The organism is Exiguobacterium sp. N5 (assembly GCF_025842465.1).
Classification (GTDB): domain Bacteria; phylum Bacillota; class Bacilli; order Exiguobacteriales; family Exiguobacteriaceae; genus Exiguobacterium; species Exiguobacterium profundum.
In genome coordinates this window covers 1,074,725-1,086,334 of the sequence record NZ_JAPAEP010000001.1, presented here as the reverse complement: position 1 = coordinate 1,086,334, position 11,610 = coordinate 1,074,725, and the positions used below count along the sequence as shown (strand labels likewise).

The 11,610-nt window shown below is 46.8% G+C and carries 10 protein-coding genes; 9 read left to right on the top strand and 1 reads right to left on the bottom strand.

The features are described 5' to 3' along the window. Positions 1-68: 68 nt before the first annotated feature. From dnaG to OKS35_RS05640, 5 genes are all read left to right on the top strand, one after another. Positions 69-1,880, top strand: a complete 1,812-nt coding sequence (dnaG, locus tag OKS35_RS05660) for a DNA primase (RefSeq protein ID WP_159562496.1) — start codon at positions 69-71, stop codon at positions 1,878-1,880. A 35-nt stretch (positions 1,881-1,915) separates the two neighbouring features. Continuing rightward, a complete protein-coding gene (gene rpoD, locus OKS35_RS05655; protein WP_012726640.1) occupies positions 1,916-3,010 on the top strand; it encodes an RNA polymerase sigma factor RpoD in 1,095 nt (364 codons plus the stop codon). Between the two features lie 132 nt (positions 3,011-3,142). Continuing rightward, positions 3,143-3,481: a cytochrome c550 gene (cccA, locus tag OKS35_RS05650; protein ID WP_012726639.1), complete on the top strand. Its 339-nt coding sequence runs from the start codon at positions 3,143-3,145 to the stop codon at positions 3,479-3,481. A 95-nt stretch (positions 3,482-3,576) separates the two neighbouring features. Beyond that, on the top strand, positions 3,577-4,293 hold the full coding sequence (locus OKS35_RS05645; RefSeq protein WP_264092640.1) for a tRNA (adenine(22)-N(1))-methyltransferase: 717 nt from the start codon (positions 3,577-3,579) through the stop codon (positions 4,291-4,293). Further along, positions 4,293-5,405: a Nif3-like dinuclear metal center hexameric protein gene (locus OKS35_RS05640; protein ID WP_214781495.1), complete on the top strand. Its 1,113-nt coding sequence runs from the start codon at positions 4,293-4,295 to the stop codon at positions 5,403-5,405. The genes OKS35_RS05645 and OKS35_RS05640 overlap by 1 nt, the downstream gene beginning before the upstream one ends. Positions 5,406-5,447: 42 nt before the next feature. Here OKS35_RS05640 and OKS35_RS05635 read toward each other — a convergent pair whose 3' ends face one another. After that, a complete protein-coding gene (locus tag OKS35_RS05635) occupies positions 5,448-6,401 on the bottom strand; it encodes a 4-hydroxy-3-methylbut-2-enyl diphosphate reductase (protein ID WP_012726636.1) in 954 nt (317 codons plus the stop codon). A gap of 129 nt (positions 6,402-6,530) precedes the next feature. Here OKS35_RS05635 and OKS35_RS05630 point away from each other — a divergent pair, with 129 nt between their 5' ends. The 4 genes from OKS35_RS05630 (at position 6,531) to OKS35_RS05615 (ending at position 11,609) form a co-directional block, all read left to right on the top strand. Then, the gene (locus OKS35_RS05630; protein WP_230237482.1) at positions 6,531-8,285 is read left to right on the top strand and encodes an ATP-binding protein; all 1,755 of its coding nucleotides are present in this window, start codon (positions 6,531-6,533) and stop codon (positions 8,283-8,285) included. Beyond that, on the top strand, positions 8,282-9,220 hold the full coding sequence (locus OKS35_RS05625; protein WP_159562493.1) for a sugar ABC transporter substrate-binding protein: 939 nt from the start codon (positions 8,282-8,284) through the stop codon (positions 9,218-9,220). Before OKS35_RS05630 ends, OKS35_RS05625 begins: the two co-directional genes overlap by 4 nt. A 61-nt stretch (positions 9,221-9,281) precedes the next feature. Continuing rightward, positions 9,282-10,625, top strand: a complete 1,344-nt coding sequence (locus OKS35_RS05620) for a DEAD/DEAH box helicase (RefSeq protein ID WP_012726633.1) — start codon at positions 9,282-9,284, stop codon at positions 10,623-10,625. 81 nt (positions 10,626-10,706) lie between these two features. Beyond that, on the top strand, positions 10,707-11,609 hold the full coding sequence (locus tag OKS35_RS05615) for a deoxyribonuclease IV (protein ID WP_214781487.1): 903 nt from the start codon (positions 10,707-10,709) through the stop codon (positions 11,607-11,609). The last annotated feature ends 1 nt before the right edge of the window (position 11,610 follow it).

The following is an 11,610-nucleotide window of genomic DNA, read 5'->3' as shown; positions in this document are numbered from 1 at the left end:
AGTACAGTGAAACGGAACGTGATGAGCGTTCCGTTTCGTTGCGAGATTGGAAACAGGGAGTGGTCAACATGCCACGAATACCAGATGAAGTCATCGCAGAAGTGAAACAAGCGACCGATATCGTAGAATTGATTGGCGAACGTGTCGAATTAAAGAAACAAGGACACCGCCTTGTCGGATTATGTCCGTTTCATTCCGAAAACTCACCTTCTTTCTCCGTTTCACCTGAAAAAGGGATGTATCACTGTTTCGGTTGTGGTGCCGGCGGAAATGTATTTACGTTCGTGATGGAAACCGAGGGATTGTCGTTTCCTGAGACGGTCGAACGCTTGGCAACACGGGCGAATATTTCGGTAGACGGGATCCAAGGGGACGAGGAACTGACGCGAGAACAGGTATGGCGCAAACAGATGCGTGATGCGCATCGCCTTGTCGCTGACTTGTATCATGAAGTGTTGATGAAAACAGAAGCTGGAGAAGTGGGCTTAACGTATTTACGGGATCGTGATCTGGCTGAAGAGACGATTGCGCAATACAAGATCGGTTTTGCCCCAGACCAACGACGCTTTACTGTCGAGCTGTTGGAGCGGCGCGGGTTTGATTTAGAAGTAATGGTTGAGGCAGGTTTGATTTCAAAGTCGAAGTCCGGTGAATATTTTGACCGATTTGAAGGACGGGTCGTCTTTCCGATTGCGGATCGAGACGGCACCATCGTTGGCTTCAGTGGACGAGCGATTGATGACCGACAACCAAAATATGTGAATACGGCTGAGACGCCACTCTTCAATAAGAGCGAGTTATTGTTCGGCTTCTCTCAAGCCCGGGCGACGATGCGTAAGAAAAAGCGTGTCTTCCTCGTTGAAGGGAACGTTGACGTTTTACAAGTCGCGCAAGCGGGCACACAAGAAGTTGTGGCATCGCTCGGAACCGCGTTCTCTCCTCAACATGCGAGGGCGCTATCTCGAATCGTGGATGAAGTCATTATCTGTTATGACGGAGACCACGCGGGACAAGAAGCGACACAAAAAGTCATTCGCCTCTTAGAAGCGTCTCCACTCGATGTACAAGTTTTGCCACTACCGGAAAAGACGGACCCAGATGATTATATCCGTCAGCATGGGGCAACTCACTGGCAGCAGTTTATTGAAACTGAGCAGTTGAGTGTTCTCGATTTTATGAATCGCATGTACCGGCGAGGAAAAAACTTGAACCGAGAAGGAGAACGGATTCGCTTTATTGAATCTATGCTTGAAGAGATCGGGAAGACAAATGATTCGATTCGAAGAGATTTATATGTGAAGAAACTGTCGGATGAGTTTGAGATTCCGCTAGAGACGCTCCGTTCGAGAATTCCTCGTCCGACGTCAAGTGAATCAACTCCCACCCGTGCGATGGAACCTGTAGAGCCGGTACGGAAGCGTTCGAGTAAAACAGGTGAGCCTCGTTGGATGAAAGCCGAGAAGTACTTGTTGCGTGCGATGTTGACGGGACCGGAGCAGGTCCGTTTCGTACGCGACCGTTTAGGGCTTCGTTATCAAGATGAAACCCATCGTATGTTAGGGTCAGCATTGTATGAAATCGTATCCGATACGATGACACAGGATGAGTTTGATCAAATCACGCTTTCGTTCATGGAGCGTTATTGCGATCAACGCCCTGATTATGCGATGCGTTTTGCAGAGATCCGTCTGATGGCTGGACCGGATGAACTGTCTGAAGAGGTTTTAGACGAATACATTCGGGTGATAAACAGTTATGAGGAGCAACGTCAAATCGAGCGTGCAAAAAGGGAAATCGCTCAAGACGCCGAAAGTATTGTAGACCAGGCGTCCAAGCTACAAGAATTGATTGCCCGTAGTCGTCGTCTTCGAGAACGATGATCGTGGATGAAGTTTGGAAGGAGTTGAACTGCTAGATGGCAGAGAAGAAGAAAGAGGATTTATTTAACGCCATAGAGGAACTTGAAAAGTTAGGTAAGAAAAAAGGCGTCGTCTCAATGCAAGCAATCCAAGATCGCCTTAGTCACTTCGAGGTGGATTCGGATTTCATCGATAACTTCATCGAAGATTTAGAGGCTAAAGACATCCGTGTCACAGAAGATGCTGCGGACGCAGAAGAAACACCTGCGAAAAAAGAGGATGAAGAAGTCGATTTGAACGACTTATCAGTACCTCCAGGAATCAAAATCAACGACCCGGTTCGGATGTATTTAAAAGAAATCGGACGTGTCGACCTTCTCAGTGCGAAAGATGAGACGGAGCTCGCTAAACGAATCGAGCAAGGGGACGAAGAAGCGAAAAAACGTCTCGCAGAAGCGAACCTACGTCTCGTCGTGTCGATTGCGAAGCGTTATGTCGGTCGTGGGATGCTCTTCCTTGATTTGATTCAAGAAGGGAACATGGGACTCATTAAAGCGGTCGAAAAATTCGACTACATGAAAGGGTTCAAATTCTCGACGTATGCGACGTGGTGGATTCGCCAAGCCATCACACGTGCGATTGCTGACCAAGCCCGTACGATTCGTATTCCTGTACACATGGTGGAAACAATCAACAAATTGATTCGTGTCCAACGTCAATTGCTTCAAGACCTCGGTCGCGAACCTTCTCCGGAAGAGATTGCCAAAGAGATGGAACTCACACCTGAGAAAGTCCGTGAAATTCTAAAGATTGCCCAAGAACCTGTTTCTTTAGAGACACCGATTGGGGAAGAAGACGATTCACATCTCGGTGACTTCATCGAAGACCAAGATGCGATGGCTCCTCAAGATGCGGCAGCCTATGAATTGTTGAAAGAGCAATTAGAAGACGTGTTGGATACGTTGACAGACCGTGAAGAGAACGTCCTTCGCCTGCGTTTCGGACTAGACGATGGCCGCACACGCACACTCGAAGAAGTTGGTAAAGTATTCGGTGTCACACGTGAGCGGATTCGTCAAATCGAGGCGAAAGCACTTCGTAAATTGCGTCACCCGAGCCGTTCCAAACGCTTGAAAGACTTCCTCGATTAATTTCATATTTGAATAAAGTGTGAAGTTTTAGAAGAAAGGAAGGAAAATGAGTGATTTTCCTTCCTTCTTTATTATTTTTTGAGTAAAATAGTGTTGGATAGAAATTTGGAATGAACATGAGGGGGAACTACAATGCGTAATCCATTGTTACCGTTTGCGGCAATCGCAATCGTCGCAATTATTGCCATGGTATCATTATCGTATTTTGGGGTGAATCAGGCGCAACAAGCGGCTGAAGGTCCAGCAGTCACTGAAATGAACCCAGAAGAGTTGTATGCTGCGAAGGGTTGCACAGGTTGCCACGGCGGAAACCTTGAAGGTGGCGTCGGTCCAGCACTTACAGGTGTCGGCGATCGTCTCTCACCAGAAGAAATCGCAAACATCATCGTCAACGGTCAAGGTGCGATGCCAGCAGGTCTTGCATCAGCTGAAGAAGCAGAAGTGCTTGCGAACTGGTTGATTGAACAATAAGAGGTGACGCACTCCGTGATGGGGTGCGTTTTTTGTTGTCGAACTGTAGAGAATTCGATACGCTAGGGAAGAAGTAGAACAAAGGAGTTGTCTGTATGCAAGAACGTGTCATGTTAGACCGACGATTGAAGCAGGTTGTCGATTATATCCCAAAAGGAAGTGTGCTCGCCGATATCGGTTCGGATCATGCGTATGTCCCATGCTATGCCTTTCAGCAAGGAATCATTTCAAAAGGAATCGCGGGTGAAGTGAACGTTGGACCGATGGAAGCTGCGAGAGCACAAGTCGATTTGATTGGGGCCAGTGATGCCATTGGTGTACGCCTCGGCGATGGTCTTGCTGTCTTACAGCCCAATGAAGCGACGTGTATCTCGATCTGCGGGATGGGCGGCAGTTTGATTCGCTCGATTCTCGAAGCGGGTCAAGATAAGCTCGGTGCGGTCGAACGACTCGTCCTTCAACCGAACGTTGATGGGCAACACGTACGAAGCTGGCTGCTTGAACATGGATATGTCCTTGTCGAAGAGGCAATTGTAGAAGAAAATGATAAAGTCTACGAAATCCTAGTCGGAGAAAAAGGTAGTGAGACCATCTATAGCGACGCGTCGGACGAGCGGATGTGGCAGTTGTTATTCGGCCCATATCTTATTCAAGAGCGACCGGTACCATTTAAACTCAAATGGAGTCGTGAAGCCGATAAGCTCGATTATGTGCTTGGACAGATGGCAGCTGGCATTCAATCGGATGCCTTGATTCAAAAACAAATGGAATTCAAACGGATGCGTGACAAAATGAGAGAGGTGAGTCAGTAATGGCGAACGGCAATCAAGTGATTCAATTGTTTGAAGAATTTGCTCCGAAACATTTGGCGGTTGAAGGGGATAAAATCGGCTTACAGATTGGATCGCTCAACAAAGAAGTCAAACGGGTCATGGTCACGCTTGATGTGCTCGAATCGGTTGTGGATGAAGCGATTGAGAAACAGATTGATTTGATCATCGCGCATCATCCACCCATCTTTAGTCCGTTAGCTCAAGTCAATGACCGCTCCACGGCTGGGAAGATTACGATGAAATGTATTCAGCACGATATCGCGGTCTATGTCGCCCATACGAATTTAGACGTATGCAGCGGTGGTGTGAACGATTGGATGAGTGAGGCGATCGGTCTTCACGATACGAAAGTACTCGTCCCGACCTATGAAGAGCCGGTCTATAAACTATCTGTATTCGTTCCATCCACGCATGCGCAAGACGTATCCCGTGCTCTAGGAAAAGCGGGTGCGGGACATATCGGTGACTATGCGGACTGTCAGTTCCGTGTTTCCGGAACGGGACAATTCACTCCGCTCGAAGGGACAGACCCTTTCATCGGTCGCCCACATGAAACGGAACAAGTGGACGAAGTAAAAATCGAAACGGTCGTTCGGGAGAGTCAGAAAAAGCGTGTACTAAAAGCAATGAAAGACGCCCATCCTTATGAGGAAGTGGCGTATGACCTCATGCGCGATGAAATCGAGGGTCATGTATTTGGGCTAGGGCGAATCGGTCGACTTGAACAGGCCATGACACTTGAACAGTTTGCCGAACACGTGAAAACAAGCTTTGGGGTTGAGGGCGTGCGAGTCGTCGGAGACCCGAGGCGTTCGATTGAAAAAGTTGCCGTATTAGGTGGAGACGGGAATAAATATGTGTCTACTGCGCATTTCAAAGGTGCAGATGCATATGTGACGGGTGATTTATATTTCCACGTGGCTCATGATGCGATGGCCCTTGGGCTTGCAGTCATAGACCCAGGGCATCATGTCGAGAGTATCATGAAACAAGGTGTAATCGATGTGCTCAGCAAAAAGTTTGAAAAAGCGAAAATTAATGTCGACTTGATTCAATCTGTTGCCAACACGAACCCGTTTCAATTCAAGTAAATCCTAAAAATCCCCCATCCTCTGAGAGAATGGGGGATTCCTTCACTTACGCAAAGCTTTCACTTTCGGTAAGATGCTCCGAAGTTCAAGAAATGGCGTTTTATCGTGCGTGCTTAAATCGTCTGGGTCATACTGCGACAAAAAGTCGATGACTTTTTTTGTGATCGGTGTAGGAGTAGAGGCGCCCGACGTCACAGCGACGGTCTCGACTCCCTCGAGCCAATTCAAGTCAAGTTCACTCAAGTCACCGATTCGATATGCATTCGTTCCGGCAATCTCTTTTGAAACTTGTGCTAAACGATTGGAGTTGTTAGATTTAGGATCTCCGACGACAATCAACAATTCGCAGTCTCCCGCTTGTTCAGCGACGGCTTCTTGACGAACTTGCGTCGCGTTACAGATTTCATTATGCACTTCCACGTGAGGATAACGGGCTTGAATCGTTTCAATTAATGCGGAAACGTCCCATTGACTCATCGTCGTCTGGTTCGTCACCAAAATTTTTCGTTCGAACAAGCGACTCGGCAACTGATCGATTTCATGTTCATATTGAATCAAATGAACATGGTCTGGTGCAACACCAATTGCACCCTCCGGTTCCGGATGCCCGTGTTTTCCGATATAGATGACATCATATCCTTCTGCCGTTTTCTCACGAATCAAATCGTGTGTGACCAAGACGTCAGGACAAGAGGCATCTACAATCGTCAATCCTTTCTCGATGGCACGTTTCCGGACGAGTGGTGAAATGCCGTGCGCCGTGAAGACGACCGTTCCTCGATCGATGGTTTCGAGCGCTTGCATGCGGTCTTCTCCATCAACGGTTTTGACACCGAGATCCTCAAACGCCTGCGTGACGTGACGGTTATGGACAATCATTCCAAGTATATGAATCGGGCGTGGCAAATCTGGATTTGCGACGGCCTCATTTGCGAGCTTCATGGCATCGACGACACCATAACAATATCCGCGTGGGCTAATTTTTTTAACTTTCATATGAAGACGAAGGCTCCTTTCGAAGTGCTTTCATACGTATTAGTCTAACATTGTTTCGAAAATACGAAAAGATTTGCGTGTATTCATGCTATAATTTTTAGGTTAGAGAGGAGGGACGCCGTGAATCGCATGAAACCATTGCGTGAACTAAGAAAATCGTACTTTTTCCAAATTACGTTCATCATCATCATTATTTTAGCACTTGTCATTTCATCACTTGCCTTCTCTGCTGACCGCGTCACGGTGTCTCGAGCAGAAGAATTGGCGAAAGAGCAATTTGATTACGCCATCGATGACAGTATTGAGAATGTGGAGTCCCGACTTGGGAAATTGTATGAGGATTTAGTTTACTTAGGCGCTTACGTTGGAAATGAGCCATGGATTGAAGAACGGATCCGAACAGGATATTTGAATCAACGCACGAGTTTTACGTCCATCTTTTATTATGATGTCAATCAAGACTCATTTAAATGGTACTCGGAGCGACAAGTCGCCTCTTCTGTCTTGAAACGCGATCCGAAGTTTACGGAAGTATTGACTGCAAGTGGAAAAGAACTATATATGAGTGACCCTGTGATGATCAGTGGGGATATGGGAACTTTCCTATACGTTCCGGTCATCGAAGAGAACCGACCAATCGGTATTTTTGGGGGAAGCATTAGTGTCTTGAACTCTGACTTGTATCGTCGTTCGTTGGAATCTGCGAATGATGACATGATTCTATACTTGTTAGATGAGCAAGGCGAAGTGTTGACGACTTCGTTCAACTTGGTCACAGATGCAGAGCGTCGGATATCGCGTGAAGTCATCGACGAAGCATTAGATCGAAGCGAACGGACAATTTTGAGTACGGATGAAGATACGGTGATGTTTGAACCGGATGCACGAGTCAGTGGATGGAGTATGCTCGCAAAACATCAAAATGACTCCGTCTATGAAACGGTCTACGACACGCGTTGGCAGTATTTGATGATTGCGCTCGTCACGTTCTTCCTGAGCATTCTCGTTGGATTGTTGCTTTCACGGACGTTGACGAATCCGCTTGTCGAGCTGGTCAACCAGATTAAACAACAACAATCGCTCGGAACGATTTCATTGGAACGAACGGGTTCGAAAGAAGTGGAGACGCTACTCGATACGTATAACGATTATGCACAACGGATGGAAACGTCACGACGTGAACAGTTGAGTCAGCAACAGTTGATTTTGCATCAAGAAAAATTAGCCTCGCTCGGTCAATTGGCCGCCGGGATTGCCCATGAAATTCGAAATCCTCTGACTCCCGTCCATATCACGTTGCAGATGGTGCGCGAGGGTCAAGGTAGTTCAGATATGGTGGATGTCGCCATCAAAGAACTGGAGCGGGCGAATGATTTGATTTCAACGATGCTGACGCTCGCCAAACCCGATCAGGCTGGTAAAAACGAAGATTGGATCAACATGTTAGACTTTGCGAAACGACTTGAATTTTTAATGGATGCCGAATGTTACAAACGACCGACAAAATGGGAATTACTTGTACCGAACGACATGCCGCCATTTTATGCATCCTTTGATATGCTCGTTCAAATTATCTACAACCTCTTCAAAAATGCGGTCGATGCCGTCGAATCAAAAGGCGCTGACGGGAGTGTCGTCGTGACGGTACTCTTTACGGAGCAGGAATATCGCTTTTTAATTGAAGATAACGGAATTGGCATGAGTGAGGAACAACTCAAGACAGTCGGTTCCGCCTTCAATACGACGAAGGAAAGTGGAAACGGTCTAGGAATCTATATGATTCAAGAGTACTTGAAGAGCGTTAACGGTGCGATGGAGATCGATAGTGTGATGAACAAAGGGACCGCGATTTTAATCAAAATCCCAAGGAGACAACCGTCATGAAAGGACTAAAACATTATTGGCTTTGGTTACCGGTCGTGTGGGCCATGACGATTCTCCTTATCACCTCGATTCAACTCCCAGAGCAAAAGACGAATGAAAAAGAAGTCGGATTCGTATTTGTCAGTGATAAACACGAGCATGCGAATAAGCTATTGGACTCGTTCGTGCATACAGCAAACCAAAAAGGGTTCATCCCGATTCCGACCACGAGTGAAGATTCGCGTGTCCTTGAAAAAGAAAAATTAGATTCGTTGATTGACCGGGGTGTCGAGGCTATCTTTTTGACGACTCTCGATGACACGTTCATTCAACCTTCATTAGAACGCGCAAAACGCAAAAACATCCCGATTATTGCGATTGACCGCATGATTGATCATCCGAGTGTACTCACATCCGTCGTTTCCGACAATGTCGATATCGGTCGGATGGCGGCCGAACAAATTGCTGCCAAGTATAGTGAGCTCGAACGTCCGATTCGCGTGGTCGAAGTGAGGGGGACGCCGAAAGTTCGCTCCACGATGGACCGAAGTCTTGGTATCCGAGAGTACGAAAAGCAACATGGCGACGATTTTCAAATCATTGCATCCATCACCGGGAACTATGACACATTCCAAGCTGAAATCGAGATGTCACGTTGGTTAGAAGAAGAGATTCCGTTTGATGCAATCTTTTCACATAATGATGATAATACGTTTGGTGTCGTCCGGGCTTTAGAAAGTCATGGTTTGACGGACAAGACGATCGTGTCGGTCGACGGGATTTCAGATATCTATCCGCTCATTCAAAATGGGAAGGTCAATGCCACTGTCGTGCAGTCACCGAACGAGATGATGGAAGTCGGCTTCAAAGCACTCGAACAACATTTAAATGGAAAGAAAATTGCCAAACACTATTATTCATCGAGTTATTTATATGAAGGTGTGGCAAAAGATTGATTGACAAATCATTTGATTCCGCTATGCTAGGAAAAGTGGAAAGAAACAGGAGGTGTATCGATTGAACAGCTTCCAACAGTTCAAATTGCTACCGTTTATGGTTGATGCGTTAACAGAAAAGCGCATTACGAAACCGACCGATATACAAGCCCGGATTATTCCGGCTGCCTTGAATGGTCGAGATATTATTGGAAAATCACAGACAGGAACGGGTAAAACACTTGCGTTCTTGTTACCGATCGTTGAAGCGATCAATCCAGAAGATGCTTCAGTTCAAGCAATCGTCGTCGCACCGACACGCGAACTCGCTTGGCAGATTCATGAAGAATTGAAATCGATTCTTATTAAAAACCCAGATTACATCAAATCGAGTTTGATTGTCGGAGGGACAGACCGCGAACGTCAAATCGATAAGATGAAAAATCCGCCACAGTTAATCATCGGGACACCGGGACGAATCCTTGATCTCATGAAAGCACAGGCGTTATTCCCGCACAAAGTGACACACTTTGTCGTCGATGAAGCCGATCAAATGCTCGATATGGGATTCTTGCCCGAGGTCGACCGCATCGCACAGGCGCTTCCTGAAAAACTGCAAACGATGGTCTTCTCAGCGACGATTCCTGAGAACCTTGAACCGTTCTTGAAGAAGTACCTTCATGACCCACGCTTTGCAGAGGCGAGTCCAGAACATCGCGTCGCACCAAAAATCAAGCACCACGTGATTCCAGTACGTCACCGTGACCGTAAAGAATTGACTGTCGAAATTGCGAAAGCAATCAATCCATTCGTTTGTCTCGTGTTCACCAATACGAAACAAGAGGCAGATGAGTTGGAGACGTCGTTCCGCGAAGCAGGTCTAAACGTCGGTACGTTGCATGGTGACATGCAGGCACGTCGCCGCAAACAAGCTATCAAGGACATCAATGATGCGAAATATCAGTATGTGATTGCTACGGATTTAGCGGCTCGCGGTATCGATATTTCAGGAGTCTCTCACGTCATCAACCATGGGATTCCGAAAGATCTTGATTTCTATACACACCGTGTCGGTCGTACGGGACGTGCGGGCGCGTCAGGTGAGGCGTACACACTATATGAGGACCATGAGAATGGACCGATCAACAGACTTGAAGAACGTGGGTTCGAATTCACTCATGTGGACTTGCGCAACGGTTCGATTCAACCGATCAAGACACGTCGTCGTCGCCAAACAGACCGTAAGATGAAGGTCTCACACACGGCTCATAGTCGGATGGCCGGTGAAATCAAGAAGGCGAAGAAGAAAGTCAAGCCTGGCTATAAGAAGAAATTCAAGTATAAGTTGAAAGAGACGGCATCACGTGAGCATATGCAACAGCAACGCTCGGATCGCCGTGCAGCACGTAAGAAAAATAAACGATAATGTTTGGGAGAATCGACTTCTTGGAGTCGGTTCTTCTTTTTGTGTACACTAGAGATAGAAGATGATGAAGGGAAGATGAGGATGTTAAAAATAGGTTCACACGTTTCGGTATCAGGTAAAAAGATGTTGTTAGCAGGGAGTGAAGAGGCTGTCTCTTACGGGGCGAATACGATGATGGTGTATACAGGTGCGCCCCAAAACACACGCCGTAAACCCATTGAAGATTTAAATATTGAGGCAGCACTCAAACATATGGCCGCACATGACATCGAAGAGATTGTTGTTCACGCTCCATATATCATCAATCTCGGGAATACGACGAAACCTGAGACGTTTGAATTGGCCGTCTCTTTCTTAACTCAGGAATTAAAGCGGGCAGAAGCACTCCAAGTGGCTCGCCACGTCGTTCTTCACCCGGGCGCTCATGTCGGAGCGGGAGAAGAAATCGGTCTCGCTCGAATCATCGAAGGATTGAATGAAGTGTTGACGGGTGATGAAAAAGTGAAGATTGCATTGGAGACGATGGCAGGGAAAGGAAGCGAACTTGGTAAGACGTTTGAAGAGCTTGCGACGATCATTGATGGCGTGACGCACAATGATCGACTCTCAGTTTGCTTTGATACGTGTCACGTCCACGATGCCGGATATGACTTAGTTGGTGATTTAGACGGCGTCATCGAACAATTCGATCGAATCGTCGGACTCGACCGTCTCGGAGTCATTCATGTAAATGATTCGAAGAACGTGCGCGGTGCGAAAAAAGACCGTCATGAAAACATCGGCTACGGAGAGATCGGGTTTGATACATTGAATCGTGTCATTCATCACGAGGCATTTGCGCATCTACCGAAAATCCTAGAGACGCCATATATCCCGATTAGCGAAAAAACGAAAGTCGCTCCATATAAACAAGAGATTGAAATGTTCCGTGCCAATCAATTTGATGCCGAATGGCGTGAACGATTCACGCTCGCTCATCAATAAA